28 protein-coding genes, 3 tRNA genes and 1 pseudogene are annotated in these 24,780 nt (G+C 62.5%); 12 read left to right on the forward strand and 20 right to left on the reverse strand.

Annotated elements, in window-relative coordinates:
• A partial coding sequence (locus tag AU465_RS13855) for a GTP-binding protein (RefSeq protein WP_192248114.1) occupies positions 1-522 on the reverse strand: 522 nt, incomplete at its 3' end.
• A 287-nt stretch (positions 523-809) separates the two neighbouring features.
• Here AU465_RS13855 and AU465_RS13860 point away from each other — a divergent pair.
• Positions 810-1,697, forward strand: coding sequence for a DMT family transporter (locus AU465_RS13860; RefSeq protein ID WP_192248117.1), 888 nt, complete (start codon positions 810-812; stop codon positions 1,695-1,697).
• A 121-nt stretch (positions 1,698-1,818) separates the two neighbouring features.
• Here the strand turns inward: AU465_RS13860 and AU465_RS13865 are convergent.
• From AU465_RS13865 to AU465_RS13875, 3 genes and pseudogenes are all read right to left on the reverse strand, one after another.
• Positions 1,819-1,953: pseudogene (locus AU465_RS13865) on the reverse strand (GlsB/YeaQ/YmgE family stress response membrane protein); the annotation flags it as partial.
• A 166-nt stretch (positions 1,954-2,119) separates the two neighbouring features.
• Positions 2,120-2,193, reverse strand: a tRNA-Gly gene (locus tag AU465_RS13870).
• 88 nt (positions 2,194-2,281) lie between these two features.
• Positions 2,282-2,366, reverse strand: a tRNA-Tyr gene (locus AU465_RS13875).
• A 199-nt stretch (positions 2,367-2,565) separates the two neighbouring features.
• Between AU465_RS13875 and AU465_RS13880 the strand changes: the two genes are divergently transcribed.
• Positions 2,566-3,423 carry a TrmH family RNA methyltransferase gene (locus AU465_RS13880; protein ID WP_192248120.1) on the forward strand — a complete coding sequence of 286 codons (858 nt, stop codon included), beginning with the start codon at positions 2,566-2,568 and terminating at the stop codon, positions 3,421-3,423.
• 58 nt (positions 3,424-3,481) lie between these two features.
• Here the strand turns inward: AU465_RS13880 and AU465_RS13885 are convergent, their stop codons facing one another.
• From AU465_RS13885 to gcl, 3 genes are all read right to left on the reverse strand, one after another.
• Complete coding sequence (locus AU465_RS13885) at positions 3,482-4,369, reverse strand: 2-hydroxy-3-oxopropionate reductase (RefSeq protein WP_192248123.1); 888 nt, start codon at positions 4,367-4,369, stop codon at positions 3,482-3,484.
• A 108-nt stretch (positions 4,370-4,477) separates the two neighbouring features.
• The gene (gene otnI, locus AU465_RS13890) at positions 4,478-5,275 is read right to left on the reverse strand and encodes a 2-oxo-tetronate isomerase (protein WP_192248126.1); all 798 of its coding nucleotides are present in this window, start codon (positions 5,273-5,275) and stop codon (positions 4,478-4,480) included.
• Positions 5,276-5,301: 26 nt separating this feature from the next.
• On the reverse strand, positions 5,302-7,083 hold the full coding sequence (gene gcl / locus AU465_RS13895) for a glyoxylate carboligase (protein ID WP_192248130.1): 1,782 nt from the start codon (positions 7,081-7,083) through the stop codon (positions 5,302-5,304).
• A gap of 203 nt (positions 7,084-7,286) precedes the next feature.
• On the opposite strand from gcl, the gene bhcR reads away from it, so the two are divergent.
• Positions 7,287-8,108 carry an HTH-type transcriptional regulator BhcR gene (gene bhcR / locus AU465_RS13900; RefSeq protein ID WP_192248133.1) on the forward strand — a complete coding sequence of 274 codons (822 nt, stop codon included), beginning with the start codon at positions 7,287-7,289 and terminating at the stop codon, positions 8,106-8,108.
• A gap of 71 nt (positions 8,109-8,179) precedes the next feature.
• Here the strand turns inward: bhcR and AU465_RS13905 are convergent, their stop codons facing one another.
• Positions 8,180-8,536: a hypothetical protein gene (locus tag AU465_RS13905; protein WP_192248136.1), complete on the reverse strand. Its 357-nt coding sequence runs from the start codon at positions 8,534-8,536 to the stop codon at positions 8,180-8,182.
• Between the two features lie 172 nt (positions 8,537-8,708).
• Between AU465_RS13905 and AU465_RS13910 the strand changes: the two genes are divergently transcribed.
• Positions 8,709-9,077 (forward strand): hypothetical protein, encoded by a 369-nt coding sequence (locus tag AU465_RS13910; protein WP_246506089.1) that lies wholly within the window; start codon positions 8,709-8,711, stop codon positions 9,075-9,077.
• 159 nt (positions 9,078-9,236) lie between these two features.
• Here AU465_RS13910 and AU465_RS13915 read toward each other — a convergent pair whose 3' ends face one another.
• The 5 genes from AU465_RS13915 to AU465_RS13935 form a co-directional block, all read right to left on the reverse strand.
• Entirely contained in the window at positions 9,237-9,554 is a 318-nt protein-coding gene (locus AU465_RS13915; RefSeq protein WP_192248142.1) for a BA14K family protein, read from the reverse strand.
• Between the two features lie 292 nt (positions 9,555-9,846).
• Positions 9,847-10,014 (reverse strand): hypothetical protein, encoded by a 168-nt coding sequence (locus AU465_RS13920; protein WP_192248145.1) that lies wholly within the window; start codon positions 10,012-10,014, stop codon positions 9,847-9,849.
• 76 nt (positions 10,015-10,090) lie between these two features.
• A tRNA-Thr gene (locus tag AU465_RS13925) sits at positions 10,091-10,166 on the reverse strand.
• 204 nt (positions 10,167-10,370) lie between these two features.
• The gene (locus tag AU465_RS13930; protein ID WP_192248148.1) at positions 10,371-10,682 is read right to left on the reverse strand and encodes a DUF3303 domain-containing protein; all 312 of its coding nucleotides are present in this window, start codon (positions 10,680-10,682) and stop codon (positions 10,371-10,373) included.
• Between the two features lie 201 nt (positions 10,683-10,883).
• Positions 10,884-11,447: a DUF2569 family protein gene (locus AU465_RS13935; RefSeq protein WP_192248151.1), complete on the reverse strand. Its 564-nt coding sequence runs from the start codon at positions 11,445-11,447 to the stop codon at positions 10,884-10,886.
• A gap of 143 nt (positions 11,448-11,590) precedes the next feature.
• Here AU465_RS13935 and AU465_RS13940 point away from each other — a divergent pair, with 143 nt between their 5' ends.
• Positions 11,591-11,791: a DUF2905 domain-containing protein gene (locus AU465_RS13940; protein WP_192248154.1), complete on the forward strand. Its 201-nt coding sequence runs from the start codon at positions 11,591-11,593 to the stop codon at positions 11,789-11,791.
• A gap of 49 nt (positions 11,792-11,840) precedes the next feature.
• Here the strand turns inward: AU465_RS13940 and AU465_RS13945 are convergent, their stop codons facing one another.
• Positions 11,841-12,455 carry a TetR/AcrR family transcriptional regulator gene (locus tag AU465_RS13945; RefSeq protein ID WP_192248157.1) on the reverse strand — a complete coding sequence of 205 codons (615 nt, stop codon included), beginning with the start codon at positions 12,453-12,455 and terminating at the stop codon, positions 11,841-11,843.
• A 92-nt stretch (positions 12,456-12,547) separates the two neighbouring features.
• Between AU465_RS13945 and AU465_RS13950 the strand changes: the two genes are divergently transcribed.
• The 7 genes from AU465_RS13950 (at position 12,548) to AU465_RS13980 (ending at position 20,057) form a co-directional block, all read left to right on the forward strand.
• Positions 12,548-13,630, forward strand: coding sequence for a polyamine ABC transporter substrate-binding protein (locus tag AU465_RS13950; protein WP_192248160.1), 1,083 nt, complete (start codon positions 12,548-12,550; stop codon positions 13,628-13,630).
• Between the two features lie 8 nt (positions 13,631-13,638).
• Positions 13,639-14,484 carry an ABC transporter permease gene (locus AU465_RS13955; protein WP_192248163.1) on the forward strand — a complete coding sequence of 282 codons (846 nt, stop codon included), beginning with the start codon at positions 13,639-13,641 and terminating at the stop codon, positions 14,482-14,484.
• 2 nt (positions 14,485-14,486) lie between these two features.
• Complete coding sequence (locus AU465_RS13960) at positions 14,487-15,269, forward strand: ABC transporter permease (RefSeq protein ID WP_192248166.1); 783 nt, start codon at positions 14,487-14,489, stop codon at positions 15,267-15,269.
• A complete protein-coding gene (locus AU465_RS13965; RefSeq protein WP_192248169.1) occupies positions 15,266-16,330 on the forward strand; it encodes an ABC transporter ATP-binding protein in 1,065 nt (354 codons plus the stop codon). The genes AU465_RS13960 and AU465_RS13965 overlap by 4 nt, the downstream gene beginning before the upstream one ends.
• Positions 16,331-16,333: 3 nt before the next feature.
• Positions 16,334-17,095, forward strand: a complete 762-nt coding sequence (locus AU465_RS13970; RefSeq protein ID WP_192248172.1) for an MBL fold metallo-hydrolase — start codon at positions 16,334-16,336, stop codon at positions 17,093-17,095.
• Positions 17,096-17,529: 434 nt separating this feature from the next.
• Positions 17,530-18,303: an NAD kinase gene (locus tag AU465_RS13975; RefSeq protein ID WP_192248175.1), complete on the forward strand. Its 774-nt coding sequence runs from the start codon at positions 17,530-17,532 to the stop codon at positions 18,301-18,303.
• A gap of 191 nt (positions 18,304-18,494) precedes the next feature.
• Entirely contained in the window at positions 18,495-20,057 is a 1,563-nt protein-coding gene (locus tag AU465_RS13980; protein WP_192248177.1) for a DEAD/DEAH box helicase, read from the forward strand.
• A 93-nt stretch (positions 20,058-20,150) separates the two neighbouring features.
• Here AU465_RS13980 and AU465_RS13985 read toward each other — a convergent pair whose 3' ends face one another.
• The 6 genes from AU465_RS13985 to prfB all read right to left on the reverse strand — a co-directional run bounded on the left by AU465_RS13985 (position 20,151) and on the right by prfB (position 24,742).
• Positions 20,151-20,759 carry a hypothetical protein gene (locus AU465_RS13985; protein WP_192248180.1) on the reverse strand — a complete coding sequence of 203 codons (609 nt, stop codon included), beginning with the start codon at positions 20,757-20,759 and terminating at the stop codon, positions 20,151-20,153.
• 340 nt (positions 20,760-21,099) lie between these two features.
• The gene (locus tag AU465_RS13990) at positions 21,100-21,750 is read right to left on the reverse strand and encodes a YiaD family glycine zipper/OmpA-like lipoprotein (RefSeq protein ID WP_192248183.1); all 651 of its coding nucleotides are present in this window, start codon (positions 21,748-21,750) and stop codon (positions 21,100-21,102) included.
• Between the two features lie 102 nt (positions 21,751-21,852).
• Positions 21,853-22,221, reverse strand: coding sequence for a GFA family protein (locus tag AU465_RS13995; RefSeq protein ID WP_192248186.1), 369 nt, complete (start codon positions 22,219-22,221; stop codon positions 21,853-21,855).
• 230 nt (positions 22,222-22,451) lie between these two features.
• Entirely contained in the window at positions 22,452-22,829 is a 378-nt protein-coding gene (locus AU465_RS14000; RefSeq protein WP_192248189.1) for a hypothetical protein, read from the reverse strand.
• A gap of 301 nt (positions 22,830-23,130) precedes the next feature.
• Positions 23,131-23,556 carry a GFA family protein gene (locus AU465_RS14005; protein WP_192248192.1) on the reverse strand — a complete coding sequence of 142 codons (426 nt, stop codon included), beginning with the start codon at positions 23,554-23,556 and terminating at the stop codon, positions 23,131-23,133.
• Positions 23,557-23,610: 54 nt separating this feature from the next.
• Positions 23,611-24,742, reverse strand: a protein-coding gene (prfB, locus tag AU465_RS14010; protein ID WP_192248194.1) for a peptide chain release factor 2 whose coding sequence is annotated in 2 segments (ribosomal slippage) — positions 23,611-24,675 and positions 24,677-24,742 — 1,131 coding nt in all. Because the reading frame shifts where the segments join, the coding sequence is not laid out codon by codon here.
• Positions 24,743-24,780: the final 38 nt, after the last annotated feature.

Here is a 24,780-nt window from a genome sequence, read left to right on the forward strand (position 1 = left end):
AAGCGCTGCCAGCGCCGAGCCCTTGACGATCGGAATGTCGTCGCCGGGGAATTCGTTCTTGGTCAACAGCTCGCGAACCTCGAGCTCGACAAGCTCGAGCAGCTCGGCGTCGTCGACCTGGTCGACCTTGTTCAAAAACACCACGATCGAGGGCACGCCGACCTGACGGGCCAAAAGGATGTGCTCGCGGGTCTGCGGCATCGGGCCGTCGGCGGCCGAAACCACCAGGATCGCGCCGTCCATCTGGGCGGCACCGGTGATCATGTTCTTCACATAGTCGGCGTGGCCGGGGCAGTCGACGTGGGCATAGTGACGGTTGGCCGTCTCATACTCGACATGCGCCGTCGAGATCGTGATGCCGCGCGCCTTCTCTTCAGGCGCCGCGTCGATCTGGTCATAGCGCTTGTATTCGCCAAAATACTTCGTGATCGCCGCCGTCAGCGACGTCTTGCCATGATCGACGTGCCCGATCGTGCCAATGTTCACATGCGGCTTGGTGCGCTCGAATTTACCTTTTGCCATAGTCTCTTTCCTTGGGCGGCCTTGACCTTCAGTTCAGTCGAATGCGGGGCGATTAGCGACAACGGCCGAAAAACACAAGTGCCTTGTGGCTGAGCGTTCTTTGCTCGACCCGAACCAACGATCCGATTTCAGGGATATAGCGCGGATATAGGACCGCGACAGGCGAAATCAAATAGTCGCGGCCTGACGCGCTTCGGCCACCTCATCGACAGCTTCGCGCGCATAGACGCCCGATCGGCCGGAACTGGCCCATTGCCGCCGCGGCACGCCTCTGATTTCTTCGGCAGATGCAGTTCATTCCGGCAAATATCCGCGGTCCGCTGTTCATGATCGTCTCGACGGGATCCTACCTCGTCAACGACACGATGATGAAGCTCGCGACCGCAGGGCTGCCGCCTTATGAGGTGCTGCTGCTGCGCGGCGCGGCCGCCACGCTCTGGGGCATGCCGCTGCTTTTCATGCTGGGCTATGGCAGGCAGATCCCGCTGCTTTTCGAACGCAGGGTGCTGCGCCGGAACCTCTGCGAGCTGGCTGCGATCCTTTGCTACGTCGTGGCTTTGGCCAACATGCAGATCGCCGATTCGACGGCGCTCGGGCAGATCACGCCGCTTATCGTGCTGGTCGGATCCTCGATCCTGTTCGGCGAGAAGATCGGCGCCCTTCGCATGGCGCTGATCGGCCTTGGCTTTGTCGGCGCCGTCATGGTCGCGCAGCCGACAATGCAAGGCATATCAGTCTACGCCCTGCTGGCGCTCGGCAATGCGGCCTTTGCCGCCGTGCGCGACCTCGCCGGACGCAAGGTCGGCGCCGAGGTGCCCGGCATGATCGTCGCCATCTCCGCGGTCCTGGTGGTGCTGGCCGGGTCAGGCGCTGCACATCTCGTGTCCGAGCAATGGGTGATGCCCGAGGGCCATCATCTGCTGTTGATCGCAGGCGCTGGGTTGTTCCTGATCTTCGGCCACTTCTTCATCTTCATGGCCTATCGTGTCGGACCGACCAGCGCGGTGGCGCCTTTCTTCTACTGCTTCACCGTCTGGGCGGTGATTTCCGGCCTGCTGGTGTTCGGCCAGTTCCCGAACGCGCTCGCCGTCTGCGGCATCCTGCTGGTCATCGGCAGCGGCCTCGCCATCGTCTCGCTCGATGAAAGGCGTCGGCGTCTGGCGGTCGTCGCCTAAGGCTGTCCGATCGCGCCGATCCAATGCCAATATGCCGCCATCGCGATCGCACGCCGCGACCGCCCAAATTTGACGATCGACCGCAACCAGACTGGCTGCGGGTTTCGTCTTTCCTTCTACAGCGCTTGCCGCTGATCTGGTGGTAGGCCCAGAGCACGACGACCGAGCCGATGACGGCGACGATCAGGCTCCAGATGTTGAGGCCGGTGACGCCCGATGCGCCGAAAGCGCTGAAGATCACCCCGCCGACGATGGCCCACGGCGCTGCCCGGCATCGTCGACAAGCTGACGCCGAACGGCCAGATGCCGCAGAACCACCAGGTCGCCTCGGCCTTCAACAGCTAGGCGGCAGGATTGAACGGAATGCGCTGCGCGCCGCGGCGCGCGGCGTTTTCGTGCGAACGGCGATGCGGATGGAAATCTGGAGCGGGTAGCGGGAATCGAACCCGCATATTCAGCTTGGAAGGCTGCTGCTCTACCACTGAGCTATACCCGCGCCTTACACTGAAGTACCGGATTCACCCGAAAAGCGCCATGCACTTTCGGTCCGAGACTTTTTCGTTTCAGGGCTTCCGGACCGGCAGTGGTGGAGAGGGTTGGATTCGAACCAACGTAGGCTAAGCCAACGGATTTACAGTCCGTCCCCTTTAACCACTCGGGCACCTCTCCAGTCTGCCGCCGGAGCCATGCAACGAGGCATTCGCGCCGATCCGGAGCCCGAGTAAGCATCTTCTCCGAAATCAGCGATGCGCCTTATGGCGGCAAGGCCGGTGGGTGTCAACCGGCGCGGCCAGGGTTTTTCGACGATGTTCGGCATTCATTTTCGCAGCCGGTATCCTTAGCCGGACGGGACAGCTATAGAAGCCGCATGAGCGACAACAAAAGCAACAAGCCGGGCACCCCTAAGGATACCCACTACGCCAAGCTGAGGCGCGCGCATCGCGACCAGAAAGCCGGCGGCGCACCGGCGTTCCGGCCGCGCCAGCCGGTGCCGCCGGGCGAGGCTGCGGCCGACGGCCTGGTGCGGCTTTATGGCCTGCACACGGTGCGTGCGGCGCTCGACAATCCCCGGCGCAAGATCGGAAGGATGCTGGTGACGCGAAACGCCGCGGAGAGGCTGGCAATCGGCGATCTTGCCGCCCTGCCCTTCAAGGCCGAGCTGGTCGAGCCTAAGGACATCGACAGGATCACCGGGTCGGACGCCGTGCACCAAGGCGTGCTGATCGAGGCTGAACCGCTCAAGGCCAAGCGCCTCGACGCGCTCGGCGACACGAAGCTGGTGCTGGTGCTCGACCAGGTCACCGACCCGCACAATGTCGGCGCGATCCTGCGCTCGGCGGTCGCCTTCGGCGCCGGCGCGCTGATCACCACGGCGCGCCAGAGCCCGCAGGAATCGGGCGTGCTGGCGAAATCGGCATCGGGCGCGCTGGAGCATATCGACCAGATCGAAGTGAAGAATCTCGCCGATGCGCTGGGACAGCTGCATGAGGCCGGCTTTCAGACCATCGGGCTCGATTCAGACGGGCCGGCCGAGCTGGAAAAGAGCTTTGCTGGCGACAAGATTGCGCTGGTGCTTGGGGCCGAGGGCAAAGGGTTGCGCCAGAAGACGCGCGAGACGGTGACTGCACTTGCCCGGCTCGACATGCCCGGCGCCATCCGATCGCTCAATGTGTCGAACGCGGCGGCGGTCAGCCTTTATGCGGCGAGGAAGTTTTTGGGGGAGTAGGCAATAAGGCAGTAGGGCAGTAGGGGAAAGGAGCAGACGCTGATCGTCCCATACTCCCCTACTCCCCTAAATTATGTCCCGCCATCCGCTCCAGTGCCCTGACCAGCGCTGAATGGTCTTCCTTGGCGCCGCCATTGGCCGCGCAGGAGTTGAACAATTGCTGCGTCGTCGAGGTGTTGGGCAGCGCAACGCCAAGCGTCTTGGCGCCCTCGAGCGCCAGGTTGAGGTCCTTCTGGTGCAATTCGATGCGGAAGCCCGGCGCGAAGGTGCGCTTGATCATACGCTCGCCATGCACTTCGAGGATGCGCGAGGCGGCGAGGCCGCCCATCAGCGCCTGCCTGACCTTTGCGGGATCGGCGCCCGCCTTCGAGGCGAAGACAAGGGCTTCGCCGACCGCCTCGATGATCAACGCGACTACGATCTGGTTGGCGACCTTGGTGGTCTGGCCGACGCCGTTCGGCCCGACCAGCGTGATGTTCTTGCCCATCTTCTCGAACACGGGCTTGGCGCGTTCGAAGGCCTTCTCCTCGCCACCGACCATGATGGTGAGCGAGGCCGCCTTGGCGCCGACCTCGCCGCCCGACACCGGCGCGTCGAGATAGTCGCAGCCGAGATCGTTGATCTTCCTGGCAAATTCCTTGGTGGCGATCGGCGAGATCGAGCTCATGTCGATGACGAGCTTGCCCTTGGACAGGCCCGAGCCGACGCCGTTCTCGCCGAACAGCACGTCGGCCACTTGGGGAGTGTCCGGCACCATGGTGATGATGATGTCGGCGGCCTTGGCCACCGCGTCATGACCGGTGACGGTCTTCAGCCCTTTGGCGACGAGATCGGCCGGCGGCTTCGAGCGATGGTCGCTGGCGACGACCGGATAGCCGGCGTCGAGCAGATGCTCCGCCATCGGCGCGCCCATGATGCCCAGTCCGATGAAACCGATGGTTTCCATTGTTGTTCTCCGTCAAAATTTGTTGAGGCCGCGTTCCTTCGCGCCCCCCTCTGGCCTGCCGGCCATCTCCCCCACAGGTGGGGAGATTGGCAGCTTCGTCGCCGGCTCTTAAGCCGCCGCGCTACCCTGCCCCGCAAACGCGCGGAACCAACCTAGCCCTGCCTCGGTGCCGGCCTTCGGCTTGTATTCGGCGCCGATCCAGCCGGAATAGCCGAGGCGGTCGATGTGGTCGTAGAGGAAGGGGTAGTTGATCTCGCCCGTCCCCGGCTCGTGGCGGCCGGGATTGTCCGCAAGCTGGATATGCGCGATGCGGCCGAGGTTTGTCTCGATGGTACGGGCGAGATCCCCCTCCATGATCTGCATGTGATAGATGTCGTATTGCAGGAACACGTTCTTCGAGCCGATGCGGTCGATCAGCGCCAGCGCCTGGTCGGTATGGTTCAGGAAGAAGCCGGGAATGTCGCGGGTGTTGATCGGCTCGATCAGCAATTTGATGCCCGCCTGCTCCAGCTTCTCGGCCGCGAAGGCGAGGTTCTCGGCAAAGACGTTCTCCAGCACGGTACGGTCGGTCCCCTGCGGCGCAATGCCGGCAAGGCAGTTGACCTGTTCGCAGCCCAGCGCGTGCGCATACGAGATCGCCTTGGCAACACCCTGACGGAATTCCGGTACCCGGTCGGGCAGCACGGCAATGCCGCGCTCGCCCTTTGCCCAGTCGCCTACGGGCAGGTTGAAGAGAACCTGGGTCAGGCCGTTCTTCTTCAGCCGGGCGGCGACGACGTCGGGCGCATGGTCGTAGGGGCCGATATATTCGACGCCCTTGAAGCCGGCGCGCGCGGCGGCATCGAAGCGGTCGAGGAACTCATGCTCGCCGAAGAGCATCGAGAGATTGGCTGAAAAACGCGGCATTCTTTTTCTCCTTCTTTCCGCCGGACCTAATCCAACATCATGATGGCCGTCGGCGCATCCTCATTGCGTTCGGCAAGCTCCTCGAATTCGGTGATCTTGTCGATTTCGCTACCCATGGAAATGTTGGTAACGCGCTCGAGGATGAATTCGAGAACGACCGGAACCTGGTGCTCCTTCATCAGCCGCTGCGCTTCCTTGAAGGCGCCGGCGAACTCTCCCGGCTTGCGCACGCGGACCGCCTTGCAGCCCATCGCTTCGGCGACCGCGACATGGTCGACGCCGTAGCCGGCCTCCGGATCGTCGGCGCGGTTGATGTTCTCGAAGGCAAGGCTCACCTCGTAATCCATCGAGAAGCCGCGCTGCGCCTGGCGGATCAGGCCGAGATAGGCGTTGTTCACGACGACGTGGATGTAGGGCAGCTTGTGCTGCGCGCCGACCGCGAGTTCCTCGACCATGAACTGGAAGTCGTAGTCGCCGGAGAGCGCCACGATTGCGCGATCGGGATCGGCGGCGCGCACGCCGAGTGCCGCCGGCAGCGTCCAGCCGAGAGGCCCGGCCTGGCCGCAATTGATCCAGTTGCGCGGCTTGTAGACATGCAGGAACTGCGCGCCGGCGATCTGCGACAGGCCGATCGTGGTGACATAGGTGGTATCGCGAGCAAAGGCTTTGTTCATCTCCTCATAGACGCGCTGCGGCTTCAGCGGCACCTGTTCGAAATGCGTCTTGCGCTTCATGGTCTTCTTGCGTTGCTGGCATTCCTTGGCCCAGCCCGACCAGTCGCGCAGCTTGCCGGCCGTCCGCCACTCGGTAGCGACGTCGAGCAAAATCTTCAGCGCCGCGCCCGCATCGGAGACGATGCCGAGATCCGGCGCGAAGACGCGGCCGATCTGGGTGGGCTCGATGTCGACGTGGATGAACTTTTTTCCCTTGGTGTAGACGTCGACGGAGCCGGTGTGGCGGTTGGCCCAGCGGTTGCCGATGCCGAAGACGAAGTCGGCTTCAAGCATCGTCGCATTGCCGTAGCGGTGCGAGGTCTGCAGGCCGCACATGCCGGCCATCAGCCGGTGGTCGTCGGGGATTGCGCCCCAGCCCATCAGGGTCGGGATGACCGGCACGCCGGTGACTTCAGCGAATTCGATCAGCAAATCGGAAGCGTCGGCGTTGATGATGCCGCCGCCGGCGACGATCAGCGGCTTTTCCGCCTCGTTGAGCATCGCCAGCGCCTTCTCGGCCTGGGCGCGCGTCATCGCCGGCTTGAAGACGGACAGCGGCTCATAGGCGTCGATGTCGAACTCGATCTCGGCAAGCTGCACGTCGAGCGGCAGGTCGATCAGAACCGGGCCGGGCCGTGAGGAGCGCATCAGGTGGAAGGCCTTCTGCAACGCCATCGGCACCAGGTAAGGCTCCATGACTGTGACCGCCCATTTGGCGACGGGTGCTGCGATCGCGGCGATGTCGACGGCCTGGAAATCCTCCTTATTCAGGCGGGCGCGCGGCGCCTGCCCGGTGATGCAGAGAATCGGAATGGAGTCGGCCGATGCCGAATAGAGGCCCGTGATCATGTCGGTGCCGGCAGGCCCCGACGTGCCGATGCAGAGGCCGATATTGCCCGCCTTGGCCCGCGTATAGCCTTCGGCCATATGCGAGGCGCCTTCGACATGCCGGGCGAGAACGTGGCGGATGGTGCCCCTTGCCTTCAGGGCCGAATAGAGCGGGTTGATCGCCGCGCCCGGCACACCGAAGGCATTGGTGATGCCTTCCTTTTCGAGAACGAGAACCGCAGCGTCGACAGCGCGCATCCTGGCCATGTCCAGCCTCCACTTCGTTGGTTGGCTTTGAGAATGCCAGCGCGCTTCCGATTTTTCAATTTTTTCAGAAGATTTTTTCATTTCTAGAAAACGGCTCTTATACACTGATTCCGCTGAACTTTTTGTTTTCCAGAAAATCGCTCCGCGGGAATAGTGAAAAACTTTTTCATTGCGCTTGGCCAGAAATCGGCCAGAATGCGCGCATGGAAAACACGGAAAAACGCCAGCGCGGGCGGCCACGCGCCTTCAACGGCCCGTCCGAGGCGACCTCTGTGCAGTCGCTCGACCGGGCGCTGCGGATCCTGGCGATCGTCGCCGAGGCGAGCGGCCTGTCGTTGAGCGAGATCGCGGCGCGCAGCGGCATCGCCGCCTCCACCGCCTATCGCATGCTGACGACGCTGGAGAACCACGGCATGGTCGAGTTCGACAGTTCCGACCAGCTTTGGTCGATCGGCGTCGAGACCTACCGCATGGGCGCGGCTTTCCTGCGCCGCCGCAAGCTGGTCGACCGTGCCCGCATCGTCATGCAGGAACTGATGGAAAAGACCGGCGAGACAGCCAATCTCGGCGTCGCCGAAGACGATTGCGTCGTTTTCGTCAGCCAGGTCGAGACGCATCAGGCGATCCGCGCCTTCTTCCGGCCGGGCACGCGCAGTTCTTTCCACGCGTCGGGCATCGGCAAGGCGGTGCTGGCGCATCTCGAGCCGGAACGCGTCGCCGCCATCCTGCGCAAGGCCGGCCTGCAGCGCTACACCGACAAGACGCTGTCCGACATTTCGGCCCTGGCCCATGATCTCGCGACCATCAAGCATCGCGGCTGGTCGGTCGACGACGAGGAACGCCATCCCGGCATGCGCTGCGTGGCTGCCGCCATCTTCGACGAGTTCGGCGAGCCGATCGGCGGCGTTTCGGTCTCCGGTCCGACAGTGCGGGTCACGCCCGAGCGTCTGGCGGAGATCGGCCCACTGGTGCGCGAGGCCGCGGCCGAGGTGACCAAGATGATCGGCGGTGTGAAAGCCTACTGACTGCGAAAGTTCTTAATTGCGCATGATCCTTTCCGAACCGGAGGTCAGCGAAGCAAAAAGCGATTTCGGGATCATGCGCCGGGCAGCGCGCTCTTGGCCGCTATGTCGAAAAAATCGAGCAGGATCGCCAGCCCGACGCCGCTGGCTGTGAAGACGAGCCCGGTGATGAAGATACGGTTGGCGCGCGCATAGATCGACGGCTGCAGCGACTTCGTGTCGAGCAGCATGGCCAGCGCCCGCATCTGCAAAGCAATGCCGACGAGGATCGGCACCACGGCGAGCAGATGATAGGTTTGCCACGGGATCGGGTTGGCGGCCCAATGGGTGATGAAGCCCAGCGAAAACGCCAGCAGGATGCCGACGGCGGTGACCGTGCCATTGCGAAAAACCGGCTCGATCCGGTCTTCCTTCGGCTCCTGATTGTCCAAGGCTCCCTCCCCCAATTGGCCGTCGAGGAACCAGACTAAACGTTCGCAAAATCGCTGTACACCGCCGGCTGCATGGGGCCCGACCGTCTTGCCGCGGCATTCGCATGCATGCGAAAGGGCATGGATGCGGAAAACGGTTCTACTCTTGCTCGCCGCTTCACTTTGCGGATGCATGGCGGCGGCACCCCGACCGGATGCCGGCAGCCAGCGCGTCGATCCCATACCGATCTCGCTCGCCCTCGAGGAGATCATCACCGCCGGCGTCCGCCAGCACTTGAAGGATCCTGTCTCCGCCAAGTTCGGCACGATGCTAGCCGGTGTGCGGACGCTGAACGGCCGCCGGGAGATCGTGGCGTGCGGCCATGTCGACGCCAGGCGCCCGTCAGGCGGCTCCGGCGACGGCGAACCTTTCATTGCCAGGATCTACCCGGATGCCGGCAATAGCTTCGAACTCGTCGCGCTGGGCGATGAAGCGTCGAATGCCGGGCTTGTCGTTGTCGGCGCCTGCCGCAGCGCCGGATTGCCTATCGAGACCCCCTAAAGCGCGTCGCGATCTTTCAGATTCGCTCCATGCGCTTTAAGTTTTTGATTTTACGCATGTCTTTATCCCGAAACCGGTTCCCACTTTCGGGAGACATGCATTAACGTTAAACGAAAAGGGGCCGCGAGGCCCCTCTTCCGGTTGCTGAGACGGTCGCCTTTAGAGGCGGCAGTAGTGCGGATAGCCGTCGTGGTCGATGTAGGTGTTCGAGCCGGCATCGTAGCTGGCGTAACGGGCGTAGCAGCGGCGGACATGCCAGGAACCGTCGTAACCGTCTTCCTCGACATAGACGGTGCGCGGCTGCTGTTGGGCAAGCAGGCTGCCCAGGACAAACCCGCCGACGCCGGCGGCGATGCCGATGCCGAGCTCACGGCGGTGATGATGGTCATGGGCGGCCGAGGGCTGGACGGTGCCGACCAGCGAGCCGGCGGCAACGGTGGTGGCGATGAGGGCCGAAACGAGCGTGCGCTTAAACATGATGATCTCCTTGGTTTCGTGACCGAGGCGATCCATCCGCCTCTTGATCTTCTGTCGTTGGGCGCAAGAAAAAGGTTCGACGGCTTTTTCAGATTTTTTCGAGGGGCCGGAAACGGCTCGAGTCTTTCGAGGCCACCCCTTCTGCCGACGTAGCAATGAAGGCGCGGAAGGACGAGGTTTTTAGTGGGTAGGGATTGGTGAGTAGTCAGTAGTGAATAGTCAGCATTAGCGCCGGCCGAGCCGCCCTATTCACTACTGCCTACTGCCTACTCACTACTCACCACTCGTTCTTTCACCCCATCCCCGTGATGTGCCTCAGCCAGAACGCAAGCGCGATGAAGCCGACGAAAGTGGCAACGCCGGTCCAGTCGATGTTGGCTTTCTTCAAATCGCTGACGGCCTTCACCAGGAGAAGCCAGGTCACGACGATGAGCGGCAGGATGATGACGAATCTGATCATGCGGCACCCCGTTCGATGCGATTGCACCTGACAAAGATGTAAGAAGCGGCGCGCCGTTTTTCAGCATGTACAGGAGTGGTGCCCCCGGCAGGGATCGAACCCGCGACCTTCGGTTTACAAAACCGCTGCTCTACCAGCTGAGCTACAAGGGCACGGCGCTCCGGTAGCACATCTGATGCGCCAGTAAAGACAAAACTCTGTTTTAGGTTGCTAATGGACCACGCGGCTTGGCCGGCAGAGTTGCGAACCGCGGGGCGTCATCCTGATCGCTCGTTTTGACGCTGACGTCCCGCGCGACAAACCGTTCGGCCGTAGATTGCGCGACGCCTCGAATGCGCGGCATCGTCTGCTGCCGCTCACGAAGGAAGTTCATCCCGCCATTTGATAGCCTCCATCTCGACGCGGACCGCGTCCGGAACGTCGATGACCTGATGGACGTCGAATTGGAACGCTGGGAAGGTCGAACACATTTTGTGGATTATCAACGGGTCATCTGCCTCGAGCAGCATGCTTCCTCCCCATTCGCCCACTCGCGCCACGAAGGCATGCACCTTGACTTCGCTGGGTATTTCCCAGTGCTGGAAGATTTTCAGGATGCGCTTTTGGACGTTCTCGTATTCAATCGCCGATCCCTGTGGCCGCTCGTTCCAATTTACCAGGTATTTCATAATCTCCTCCGTCTCGGGTGACCGCGAAACCCAAGCGGCAATTGTAGCCCCCGAGGCGAACTATCGATCGTCTCCTTGTCTGCTCCAATAGAGGTAGGCATCACGCCACGAAGGTGGTGAATCTGTCCGACATTTGAGGACGATCCGATTTCAGCGCCGCGGGATCGCACAAGCTTACTTACAAACAGCCAGAACAGCCCACTACGAGGCCGTTACAACCTCGCTGGTTGCCGCTCCGCCGAAGGTATTCCTAACCCTCACGGACTTGTAGACATAAGCTACCCAGATCCCGGTCAGAACAAATCCTGCGATAAGTGCGACCAGCGCTTCTCCCGCGAGAACCTGGCTGATTGGCGCGCTTAGAATCGTAGAGGTCCAAACCGCATCGAGTGCGACGACGACCGGGATCGCAATCCACTGATAAAGGAACAGACGCTTGAAACGAGGGCTGCGCCGCAGCATTGCGAAGAGCACAACCACCTGAAGCACCGCAAACGCCAATAATAGCACGATCTCGCCACAGACGGCCAAAGGACCATTGGGCAGCAGCATAAGCTGCTGGTAACCCTCGCTCGAGGAGAACAGCTCAGCCAGCGTGCGGAAAGGTGCCAAGCACTGACCAATCGCCAGCAGCAACAACCAGCCTTCAAACCCCACGAGACCCGCTGGATTCTGTGACGGCTTTGCGGCCGACCGAACGGCAAAGAAAACAGGCACGCCGATCAGCAACAGCACGATTGCCCAATGCCAAATGGAAATCTGCATCCAACCCCTCCCATTGTACCCTTTTAGGTTGTATCAGATTTTCAACCTCAACTCAAGGGGATACATCGAGAGGGAAGGCCCTGCCTGCAAGCCCCTTTGTCACTATATCTCTGGCAGGAGGCTATTTCCGGCAGGATGCTGCCATGTCGCGAACACTGATCGTCATTGGTCTCTGCATAGTTGCCTTAGGCCTGCTGTGGCCCTGGGTGACCCGGGTCGGCCTTGGCAGGCTGCCAGGCGACATCGTGATCGAGCATGAGAACTTCAGGCTCTACGTTCCGATCACCACCGGAATATTGATCAGTGTCGTGCTCTCAGGGATCCTGTGGCTGATCAACCGCTAAGGGATGCTGCGGCAGCAGTGAGCCGTTCTTCCCCTCGCCCTCGATCGTCTCATAGCCCGATCGCCCACACCAGAATCCGGTTCTGCCTTCTTATCGCCGCGCGCAACTCCGGTATCTTTGCCTCGTCGCGCTTCACGAATTCGATGAACATCATGTTCATGTTGTTGAAGATGAGCTCGCCCACCGCCGGCCCGTCTATGTCGGCGCGCACCAGGCCGATCTCCTGCAGGCGCTGGATCAGCGCGCGGATCTGTTCGGTGAGCGCCCGGTCGAGCGCGGTATAGGCCTGGCCGAAGGGGCTGTCGGGCAGTTGCGTCGAGATCGCCATCGCCTGTCGCCACATCTCCTTGCTCAGATAATTCAGCGAGTGCTCGATATAGATGCCGATCAGCGTGTCCAGCGCGTCGCCGACATTGGCGGGCGGGCTGCCGACCACCCCTCGCCCGGCATTCAGCACCTCGTTGACCTCCATCGACACGATGGCGCCGAGGATGTCGCCCTTGTTCTGGTAGTAATTGTAGATGGTGCCGATCGAAACCTCGGCCTGCGCGGCGATGGCTTCCATCTTGGCGCCTTCATAGCCGGCCTCGCGGAAAAGCTCGGTCGCCGCATCGATGATGCGTCGGTGCCGGTCCGCCTTCTGCCGTTCGCGCAATCCGCTCATATCGGTCTCCCTGCCACAAAATCATAATTGACTCAATTTTAGAATTGGTTCAACTTTTCTCCAACAAGCCAGCAAGGCAGGGAGAACACTCGATGACCATCAATGCCCGGAATCCGCTTTCCACCCTGAAGTCACGTCTCGGAGCCGCCTGCGCGGCCACGGCGCTGCTCATAGCAGCGGGCGGCGCTCAAGCTGCCGATCTCAACGCGCTGATCTGGTGCGACCACTCCGACCCGGCGCTGCTGCAGCCCTTCGAGGAAGCCAACAACGTCAAGGTCAACGTCAAGGAATTCGAGGGCACCGGCGCCGGTCTCGCCATCGTCGCCCAATCGCAGCCGGGCGACTGGGACGTGATGGTGATCGATTCCATCGATGTGCCGCGCGGTGTCGAGAAAGGCCTATTCGAACCGCTGCCCGAGGAAAAGCTGCCCTTCGCCGACCTCTTCCCGGAGGTGAAGATGGACAAGTCCACCATCGTCGACGGCAAGCGCTACGGCATCACCGAAAAATTCGGCTACAACACGATCGGCTTCAACAAGACCAAGGTCGATCCGGCCGACATGGAGTCGCTGGCCTCGCTCACCGGCGACAAATACAAGGGCAAGATCGCGATCTACGATTACTACCTGCCGGTGATCGGCATGGCCGCCTTGGCCATCGGGAAGAAGACCGCCGATCTCACCGAGGCCGACCTTCCCGCCCTCAAGGCGGAACTCCTCAAGATGAAGGCGAACGCCAAGCTGGTCGGCGAAGTCACCGCCAGCCAGACCGCTTTGGCCACTGGCGAGGTCGACATACTGGTCGGCGGCGGCGAATGGGTGACGGCCGGCCTTGCCAAGGAAAACCCGGCGCTCGACTTCTCGATCCCGAAAGAGGGTGCTGTGCTCTGGTCGCAGTCGCTCGCCATGTTCAAGGATTCCAAGAACAAGGACATGGCACTGAAATTCATCCAGTACATCATGAGCCCGGAAGGCCAGGCGCGGCTTGCCACCTCGTCCTGCTACTGGGGCATGCCCGCCAACAGCAAGGCGGCGCTGACCGACGAACAGAAGAAGATCCTGCGCTTCGACGAGCAGCCCGGCTTCCTCGCCCGCGCCCAGGCCTATCCGGCGCCGAACGCCAATCTCGACAAGAAGATGCAAGACATGTGGACCGAAATGCTGCAGGCGCAGTAAATCGGCCGATGAGCGTTTCCGGAGGCAACTCGCGTGCCCTGCCCTGGGCGCTGGTCACGCCGGCGCTGGCATGGACATTGCTCTTCTTCGTGCTGCCCTTCATCGCCATGGGGCTGTCGAGTCTGACGGCGCATGAAGGCGGCCGCTTCACTTTAGCCAATTACAGCCAGTTCTTCACCGATGCGTCCTATTGGCGGGCGATGGTGAATTCGCTGGAGGTGACGACGATCGTCACCGTGATCTCGATCCTGCTCGCCTACCCGTTCGCCTGGATCCTGGCCGAGATGGTCCCGGAGCGCTGGCAGCGGCTGGCGCTAATGCTGGCCGTGCTGCCGTTCTGGACGTCCTATGTCGTGCGCTCCTATTCCTGGCTGCTGGTGCTGGCGCAGAACGGCGTCATCAACCGCGCGCTCACCGGCATCGGCCTGACCGCCGAACCGCTGCAGCTCGCCAATACTCGGCTAGCCACCGTCACCGGCTTCGTGCATTTCTTCGTCATGCTGCTAACGCTGACGATCTTCGCCAATCTCAAGCAGCTCAGCCCGAGCTACCGCAAGGCCGCCGCCGATCTCGGCGCCGGACCGGTGCGCACTTTCCTGCATGTCGTGCTGCCGCTCACCCTACCCGGCATCATGGTCGGCGCCTTCCTCACCTTCGTGCTTTGCATCGGCGACTACATCACGCCGCAGATCCTCGGCGGCAACAATGAGCTCGTCATGCCACAGCTCGTCATGATGCAGATCGGCCGGCGCGGCGATTTCCCGCTGGCTTCGGCGCTGTCGATCATCCTGATGGCCGTTGTCACCATCGCCTATCTCGCCTGCGCGCGCTGGCTGAAGATCGAGCGGGCCTGACGATGCGCGCTGTCGTCCGCATCGCCGCCTGGCTCTACGCGATCGCCGTCTACGGCTTCATCTTCCTGCCGGTGGTCGTGCTGGTGCTGTTTTCGCTGCAGGCGACCTCCTTCCCGATCCCGCCCTTCACCGGCCCGTCGCCGCGCTGGTACCAGGCGGTGCTCTCCGATGCTCGGCTCACCTCGGCCTTGGTCAATTCGCTACTGGTGGCAGTGCTGTCCTCGCTTGCTTCCGTCACGCTCGGCTTCCTCTCGGCCTGGGGGTTCGCGCGCTTCGTGCTGCCGGGCTCGGCGCTGCTGCGCGGGCTGATTACGCTGCCGCTCACCGTCAGCTACCTCGTCATCGGCATGGGGCTCTTGGTGTTGTTCAACTGGGCGGGCATGCCGAAGTCACTGCTGGCCGCCGGCATTGGTCATGTGGTGATCAACCTGCCGCTCTGCTTCGCCATCATCTACAGCCAGATGGGCGACCACCAGATCAACATCGAGCGTGCCGCGCGTGACCTCGGCGCCGCCGAGTGGAAGGTACTGCTCATGATAACCGTGCCGGTGATGGCGCCGGCGATCTTCGCCGGTTTCTTCCTGTCGATGACCTTCTCCTGGGATGAGTTCGTCATCTCCTTCCTGCTTACCCGTTTCGAGACGACACTCCCGGTGGAGATCTGGAATCTCCTGCGCTCCGGCCTCAATCCAAAGACCAACGCCGTCGGCTCGCTGGTCTTCGCCGTCTCCATCGTGCTGGTGGTGTTTTTCGAACTGACCCTGCTGCGGAGAAAGCCGGCATGAGCGCGCCGTTGGTCGACATCCGCAACGTTTCGCACCGCTTCGGCCAGCATCCGGTGCTGAAGAACGTCTCGCTGGCGATCGAGCCCGGCAGCTACACGATCCTGCTTGGGCCGTCCGGCTCCGGCAAGACGACGCTGCTCTCCATCCTCGGCGGCTTCGTCACGCCCAGCGAAGGCAAGGTGTTCATCCGCGGCGAGGATTGCACCTCGGTGCCGCCGGCGAAGCGACCGACGACGACGGTGTTCCAGGACTATGCGCTGTTCCCGCACATGAGTGTCGGTAGCAATGTCGGCTTCGGGCTGCGCATGCAGGGCGTCGACGGCGCGAGCCGAGCCACGAAAGCACGCGAGGCGCTCGCCTTGGTCGGGCTGGCGGCCGCCTTCGACAAGAAGCCACACCAGCTCTCCGGCGGCCAGCGGCAGCGCGTGGCGCTCGCCCGCGCGCTGGTCGTCGAGCCGGCGGTGCTTTTGCTCGACGAGCCGCTCGGCGCGCTCGACTTGAAACTGCGCCGGCAGATGCAGGACGAACTGAAGGCAATTCAGAAGCGCGTCGGCACCGCCTTCGTCCATGTCACCCATGACCAGGAAGAAGCGATGGCGCTCGCCGACCATTGCGTGGTGATGAATGACGGGCGCATCGAGGACGAAGGCCCGCCCGAGCGGGTCTATGCACGGCCGAAGACACGCTTCTCCGCCACCTTCATGGGCGAGAGCACGATCCTAGCCGGCAAGGCCAGCGATTCCCGGAATGGGCGCGTCACAGTCACCACAAAGCTCGGCCCGATCTCGCTGCCCGGCACCTCGCCGGCCGGCGCGGCTCTGGCGCTCGCCATCCGGCCCGAGCACCTCGTCCTCGGCGATGCCAAAGGCGATGTCTCGCTGGGCACGGCCAAGGTCAGCGACGTCGTCTTCCAAGGTAGCTTCAAGCGCGTGCTGGCCGCCTCAACGCAAGACCCCGCGCTGCAGTTCATCGCCAAGTCTCCCACTTCGGCCACCATTCAGGCGGGCGACACGATCCCGGTTTCGTGCAACGCTTGCGACATCATCCTCTTGGCGGACTGAGCAATGAGCACGCTTCCGGTCATCGAGGCTCCGGATTGGTACGAGACCATCCGCATGGGCGAGGACGTCACGCTTATCCACGAGCCATGGATAAAGCCGTTCTTCCGCTGCAACATCTGGCATGTGCGGGGCCGCGACCGCGATCTTTTGTTCGATACAGGTCTCGGCCATTTCAGCCTGCGGCGCCACGTGCCGCTGGTCACGGAACGCGCCCTCCTGTGCGTCGCCAGCCACACGCATTTCGACCACATCGGCTGCCATCACGAATTTCCGGATCGCTGCGTGCACCGCGCCGAGGCCGAAATCCTCGCCGATCCGCGCAATGACTGGACGGTCGCGGACCGCTACGCCAATGAGGAAATGTTCGACGGGATTCCTGCGGGCTGGGAAACAGCGCGCTACCGCGTCCTGCCCGCGCCCGCCGATCGGCTGCTCGGGCATGGAGACGTGGTTGATCTCGGCGATCGTGCCTTCGAGATCATCCACACCCCTGGTCACTCACCCGGCGGCATCGCGCTCTACGAGAAGAAGACCGGCATCCTGCTGTCCGGCGACATCGTCTATGACGGGCCGCTGATCGACGACGTCTACCACTCCGACATCAACGACTACGTGGAAACGCTGCTTGCCATGCGCGACATCGACGTGTCGGTTGTGCATGGCGGCCATTTCCCGAGCTTCGGCAAGGTGCGCTACCGCCAGCTCATCGACGAATATCTGACGCAGAAGCGCAAGGCCGGCTGCCACTTGCAGCCGAGTCGCTGAGATGACCGGATCGGCTTAAAGCGCCCTTTGCGGACAAGGCGTTCCGGCGGCATCGCCGCAGCGGGAGACCGTGGGCTGCGGCCGCTGGCTCATCTCTTCCGAATGACGCACGAGTTCGGCGAACATAAGGGCGAAACTTCCCATCATCAGGAAGACTATGATCAGACGCGTTACCGGCAATAGACAGGTCTCTCGACTGGCCAGCCCCCGCCAACCCATCCACTGCCGGCTAACATGATCAATCCGGCTTTACGAGTGTTTAAGCCCCGTCTTAACCATTGCGGCCATCACATTCGTTGCACGGCTGTCACGAAGCGCGAGCGCCGTTCCTTGGCCGCATGGTACGGCACGCCGCCCTTTGCAGATGCGGGCGGCGCATGCTACGCCGTCGCCGGCGCGACCCGGCAGGCGGTAGCGGTCGCCGTTCGGGACCCATGAGCAAACAAACCAGCCGTTTCGCCTTCGTCTCTTCCGACACCGACGACGCCCGCGCGGCGTTGGAGACCTTGTCGGCGCGCTATGGGCAAATACCTGTTGCCGAGGCGGAGATCGTCATCGCGCTCGGCGGCGACGGCTTCCTGCTGCAGACGCTGCGCGACACGATGAGCACAGGCAAGAAGGTCTACGGGATGAACCGTGGCACCATCGGCTTCCTGATGAACGAATATCGCGCCGGCGGCCTCGAGGAGCGCATCTCGAGAGCGGTATCCGAGACGATCCGCCCGCTGGAGATGCAGGCGGTGACCCATGAGGGCGAAACGATCTCAGCGCTCGCGATCAACGAAGTGGCGCTTTGGCGCCAGTCCTATCAGACGGCCAAAATCCGCATCACCGTCGACGAGCAGGTGCGGCTGGAGGAGCTGAACTGCGACGGCGTGATGATCGCCACGCCGGCCGGCTCGACGGCCTATAATCTGTCGGCGCACGGGCCGATCCTTCCGCTCGACGCGCCGCTTTTGGCGCTGACGCCGGTGAGCCCCTTCCGGCCCCGGCGCTGGCGCGGCGCGCTGCTCTCCAACAAAGCGACCGTGCGCTTCGACATATTGGAGTCGGAAAAGCGCCCGGTGAACGCCGCCGCCGACCACACCGAGGTCAAGGCGATTGCCTCGGTCACGGTGCGGGAATCGCCGACCGCGACGGCGACGCTGCTGTTCGACCCCAATCATTCATGGAACGAGCGTATTCTTGCCGAGCAATTCCGCTATTGAGCCGGCGCAAGGACAATAACCCCGATTAAGCGTCGCGATTAAGCTTACGTCTTCACAATTGCCGGATTTCCGGCCGTTTGTGTTGACAAATCGCGGACTTGCGCCTAACTGCAACCGCGATCTTGCAGGCGCGCGGCGCTTGCCGCAACACGTGTTGCGATTTTCCCGAACCAGCCAAAGACAGCCATCACTTGTCCGCAGACACCCAGACCGCTCAAGAAGCGTTGACGTTCACAGACCTCGGCCTCTCGCCGAAGGTCCTCTCCGCAGTCACCGATGCCGGCTACACCAAGCCGACCCCGATCCAGGCCGGCGCCATCCCGCATGCGCTGCTCGGCAAGGATGTGCTGGGCATTGCCCAGACAGGCACCGGCAAGACCGCCTCCTTCGTGCTGCCGATGCTGACCCGGTTGGAAAAGGGCCGTGCACGCGCCCGCATGCCGCGCACGCTGATCCTCGAGCCGACGCGCGAGCTCGCCGCGCAGGTCGAGGAGAACTTCGTCAAATACGGCAAGAACCACAAGCTCAACATCGCGCTGCTGATCGGCGGCGTCTCCTTCGAGGAGCAGGACAAGAAGCTGGAACGCGGCGCCGATGTGCTGATCGCCACGCCGGGCCGTCTGCTCGACCACCGCGAGCGCGGCAAGCTCTTGCTCAACGGCGTCGAGATCCTCGTCATCGACGAGGCCGACCGCATGCTCGACATGGGTTTCATCCCCGATATCGAGCGCATCTGCGAGATGATCCCGTTCACGCGCCAGACGCTGTTCTTCTCGGCGACCATGCCGCCGGAAATCACCAAGCTCACCGAAAAATTCCTGCATGCGCCGGTGCGCGTCGAGGTCTCCAAGGCTGCTTCGACCGCGACTAACATCACGCAGCGCCTGGTGAAGTCAGGCTCCAAGCCGTGGGAGAAGCGCGAGACGCTGCGCAATCTGATCAAGGCGGAAGACACCGATCTGAAGAACGCCATCATCTTCTGCAACCGCAAGGTCGAAGTGTCGGAGCTTTTCCGCTCGCTGCTGAAGCATGATTTCGACGCCGGCGCGCTGCATGGCGACATGGACCAGCGCGCACGCATGCAGATGCTCGCCAATTTCCGCGACGGCAAGCTGCGCTACCTCGTCGCCTCGGATGTCGCCGCCCGCGGCCTCGACATTCCGGACGTCAGCCATGTCTTCAACTACGACGTGCCGATCCATGCTGAGGATTATGTCCACCGTATCGGCCGCACCGGCCGGGCCGGCCGCTCCGGAAAATCCTTCACCATAGCGACCCGCTCCGACACGAAATATGTCGACGCCATCGAGAAGCTGATCGGCGCCAAGATCGAATGGCATGACGGTGACCTGTCGACCGTCACCGAGAGCGAAGGCGAGGATGCGCCCCGCCGTGGCCGCGGCGCGCCGCGCCGCGCTGGCCGCAAGGACGAGGACCGCAAGGGCCGGGGCGAGCGCAAGAAAGGCGCGGACCGCCAGGCAAGGCATGGCGAGGAAGAGACGCCGGAGACGCCACGCGAAGAGCCGCCGGTCGCCGAGGTTGCCGACATTGCCGAGCGCCGCGCCCGCAAGGACGCGATCCGCTCCGAAAATGACCGCAACAAGGGTTCCGCCAACCGCAACGAGCAGCGTGGCGGTGCCCGTCCTCCGCGTGACCACAACCGCCCTGCCCGCCACCGCCATGAAGAGGACGACGCTACTGTCGGCTTCGGCGACGATGTGCCGGCATTCATGCGGATCGTCGCAAAAGTCTGATCTTCGATATCAGCGTCGGCAGAGACGAAGCGGCCCCGCGCGGGGCCGCTTTTTTTGCTGCTTACCCTGAAGGGTTCAGGCAAGCGTTGTCTCTTACATCGGTCCCGGCATCATCTTGGTCGGTTTTTCCAGCATCGGAAAATCGGCTTTGTCGCATTTCACCTTCGGGTTCGTCGGACTGAACATGCCGTTCGGGTTGTCCCTGAACAGCCAGGCGTGAAGATCGTAGTGCACGAACTCCCTCGGGATGAGCGGATAATGCCCCTCCATCGGCCCCATGAATTTCTGGCCGAATAGGCTCGGCGCTTCCTTGACGTCCGGCGTCAGCGGCACCAGCCATTCCACCCCGACCAGTTTCAAGCCCTTCTTGGTCGGCTCATAGATCAAGACGTTGGGTTTCATCGGGTCGAGCTTCTGGCCGACGCTTGGGACATTGACGAAATGGATGCCCATGGCGCCCTTCGGATATTCCATCGCGCCCGCTATCTTCTCGCCGGAGTAGTAGACGCAACCGACGGTCGACAGATAGAGGTCGCGCACGGCGGCCGTGTAGTCCTCATATTTGGCCAGCGATTTCTTCAAGGCTTCGATGTCGGCCTTGTTGGCGTCCTCGGCCTGAGCCGTGGCGGCGCCAAGCCACGCGCCCAAGAGGCCAGTCAAAACGAGGGCGCCGCAGCGCCCAAGGCGAGCCGTTCTTGTCATGCATTCCTCCCAGATTTCTAATCTGGCCGTGCAAGACCGAGGCGGAAAAATGTTGATTGCGCGGCCGGTTACCGCCTCATCCCTCTGGAACAACCTCGATGCTAGTCCTTTCCAGGGTTCTGGAAAAGTATCAATTAGAGCAAGCTAATGGTCTAAGACTTTTGACCTAAAGCGCGTCGCGCTGAAACGGATTCAGGCGACGCGCTTTAGGTCTTTATGCATGTCGTTTTCGCAAAAACCGCTGCACGCTTTGCGCGACATGCATTAATTTGAGGTCGCGCCAATAGAAACGGCCCCTTGCGGGACCGTTTTGCTTGTTGCTTCGCTGGAAGCGGTTTTCTCAGGTGAGCGGCGACAGCTGGATCTCGACGCGCCGGTTCTGGGCACGGCCCTGAGCCGTCGCGTTGGATGCGATCGGACGTGTCTTGCCGAAGCCGGTGACCGCGAAGCGGCGGGAATCGACGCCCTGGCCGGAGAGGTAGTTGGCGACTGCCAGCGCGCGACGCTGCGACAAATCGAAATTGTGCTCGGCGCCGCCGGTCGAGTCGGTGTGGCCGAAGACGTCGACCGTGGTCTGGCGGAACTTGTTCAGCACCAGCGCCACCGAGTTCAGCACCGGGTAGAAGCCCGGCTTCACCGCGTCCTGGTCGACGTTGAAAGTGATGTCGGACGGCATGTTGAGGATGATCTGGTCACCGCTGCGGGTGACGCTTACGCCTGTGCCCTGCAACTGGCGGCGGAGCTCAGCCTCGTTCTGGTCCATCGTCGCGCCGATCGCGCCGCCGGCAAGCGCGCCGATGCCGGCGCCGATCAGCGCGTTGCGGCGGTCATTGCCGCCGGCCAGCAGACCAAGGCTGGCACCTGCCAGTGCGCCAAGGCCGGCGCCGGCCGCGGTATTGGAGATCTTCTGGTCGCCGGTATACGGATCGGTGGTGGTGCAGGCGCTCACGAGCACAGCCGTCGCCACGACGACGAGCACGGTCTTCTTCATAAGATGGTCCCTCTCCAAATCGCGGCCATTGCAGCCGCGCCAAATCAGCCCTTCCGCATGCCTTGTAACATGAATTGCGGCAAAAAGCGGAACGGCAAAGTGCTACCAGAGGTTCTTGCCGTCGATCACCACCACTTCGACCTTGTCCAGGTCGAAATCGTCGAACAGGCGGGAGTTGACGCTGATCTTCGGGTTGTCGAAGTCGGGCTGACCCGTCGACCAGTCCGGCGTTTCGGTGAACGTGCCGCAGCCGCAAGTGGCGCAGAAGCCATGCTTGATGGTTTTCGAGCCCCAGCGGTAGAAGGAGACGTTTTCAGGCGGGCTGGTGAGCTTGAATTGCGACGGGACGTAATAAGTCCAGAGCGACCCGCGCTTGGAGCAGAATGAGCACGTGCATTGTGTCACCGTCCGCGGCGCCTCGGACACTTCGAAAGTCGTGGCCTTGCAGTGGCAGCTTCCCTTGATGGTCATGGACGTCACCTCTCCGTTGTCCGCCGCCCGCCCCGCGCAGTTCCGCAGCGGAAAACCGCTGCGGAACTTTTCCAGCAGCAAGGCAACATAAAGAAGTGGTCCTGACAACTGTCTGTCAGCAGGCGCGGCAGCGCAATGCTGCCGTGGGTCGAGGTGCTCACGTGCTTTTGGCACTGCCCGTCCGCGGCAATCCGAAAGCGTGTCGCGTTTTAATGGATTCGCGACAGGCTCTAGTAGGACGGCGGCGGCACGAACAGGCAGATGGTCTTGCCGGCATCGAGCCCGGCCTGGTGCGCGCACCAGTGATACTCGCCGTCGGGGGAATTCTTGACCCGCTTGTCGCTGTAGGCGACCACCTCGCCCGTGCCTTTTATCACGTAGCCGTCCGGCCGCTCGCCGATCGACGTCTGCGGCACCTCCTTGCAATCGTAGTTGGCGCAGCAGGCAAAGGGATAGCTCCAGCCTTGCGGCAGCGCCGCCGTAGGTTTGGCGTCGTGCGCGACGGCGGTCGCGGTCAACATCACCGTCCCGACCGTTGCAAACAGGGAAAACAGGAGTCGGCCGGCCGGGCGAACGGCTCGGGCCGATCTTGACTTGGCAGCAGACATCGAAGCGTTCCTTTCGAGCATCAAGCGTTTTTCCGCTTGCCCGTTCCCGGAACGTGTCTTCCCAGTGGCCGGATCGTCAGTCGCAGATGTGCCGCGTCCGGCCATACATGCTTCTATCCCCCAGCCCGAATGCTGGGCTGATTCCTTGGCCGGCGCAAGAAGTGGGCGCGCCCTTCGGATCGCACCGGAGTTCAGCATCGGCCACAGAAAAGGGTGCGCCGACTTGGTTAACGAGAATTAAACGACAACCCTGCGACCAAGGTGCCTAAGAACGAAATTCTGCCGACGGAAGTTCCGGCCTTCAGCCGGTGACATGTTCACGATATTGCGGCAGATCGTCCGTAATCGTGAACCATGGCGCCTTGGAACCGACGAAGATATGTGCATTTGGGCCAATGCTCGGATCGTCCATCAACGTCCCCATGGCAACATGGACGTAGGTACCCTCCCGCACCAATGAATAGAGCAGCGAGCCGCATTGCCCGCAATGCGCGTCGTGGCCGCCGGCATCGCCATAGATCAGCAGCCTGTCGTCGCCGGCAGTGAGGCGAAACTTGTCGCGCTCGATGCCGGCGAAGGGCTTGAAAGCCGACCCCGTGGTGCGGCGGCAATTCGAGCAATGGCAATTCGCCGCGTAAGCGAATTCATCGGCCACCTCGTAGCGGACCTGGCCGCAGAAGCATTTTCCGGCAAGCGTGCGAGCGCTGGCCTTTTCCGGATTTGCCAATGTCTCCTCCCTGCTAGCGCCACCCGCCAGAAGGTCAGCTTCTCCTGGGACGCTCTAGTCCAGATCAGCAACCGCCTCGCCCGCGCCGCCCTCGATGCGATGCGACAGCGAGGCCTCCATGAACTCGTCGAGATCGCCGTCGAGCACGCTTGACGGGCTGGTGCTTTCGACCCCGGTGCGCAGGTCCTTCACCAGCTGATAAGGCTGCAGAACATAGGAGCGGATCTGATGACCCCAGCCGATGTCGCTCTTCGACGCCTCTGTGGCGTTCGCCACGGCCTCGCGCTTCTTCAGTTCTTCCTCGTAGAGCCGAGAGCGCAGCATTTCCCACGCCTTGGCGCGGTTCTTGTGCTGCGAGCGTTCGGCCTGACAGGCAACCGCGATGCCGGTCGCGAGATGGGTGATGCGGACCGCAGAGTCGGTCGTATTGACGTGCTGGCCGCCCGAGCCGGACGAACGATAGGTGTCGATGCGCACGTCGGATTCGGAAACGTTGATCTCGATCGAATCGTCGATGACCGGATAGACCCAGACGCTGGCGAATGAGGTGTGGCGGCGCGCATTGCTGTCATAGGGCGAAATGCGCACCAGGCGGTGGACGCCGGATTCCGTCTTCAGCCAGCCATAGGCGTTGTGCCCCTTGATCAGCACGGTGGCCGACTTGATGCCGGCCTCTTCGCCATCGTGGACTTCCAGCACCTCGACCTTGAAGCGGCGGCGCTCGGCCCAACGCGTATACATGCGCAAGAGCATCGAGGCCCAGTCCTGGCTCTCGGTACCGCCGGCGCCGGCATGGATTTCGAGATAGGTGTCGTTGGCGTCGGCCTCGCCCGACAGCAGCGTCTCGACCTGGCGGGCTTTTGCCTCGCCCTGCATCGAGCGCAGCGCCGCCTCGGCTTCCGCGACGACGCCCTCGTCGCCCTCTTCCTCGCCGAGTTCGATCAAGCCGATATTGTCTTCCAGCGCCTGGGTCAGCCCTTTGACCGCGGCGATGCCGTCTTCGAGCTCCTGGCGCTCCCGCATCAGCTTCTGGGCTTCGATAGGGTCGTTCCAGAGGCTGGAATCCTCGGCGCGTGAGTTCAGGTATTCAAGCCGCTTGATGGCCTGATCCCAGTCAAAGATGCCTCCTCAGCAGGGTTATCGCCTGCCTGATCTCGTCGACAATGTTGAGCGTTTCCGCGCGCATGGGTCTTCGTTCTGTCCTGTTCTTCTCGTTCTGTTCGG

Origin of the sequence: Mesorhizobium silamurunense (assembly GCF_014843905.1) — a bacterium.
GTDB classification, from domain to species: domain Bacteria; phylum Pseudomonadota; class Alphaproteobacteria; order Rhizobiales; family Rhizobiaceae; genus Mesorhizobium; species Mesorhizobium silamurunense.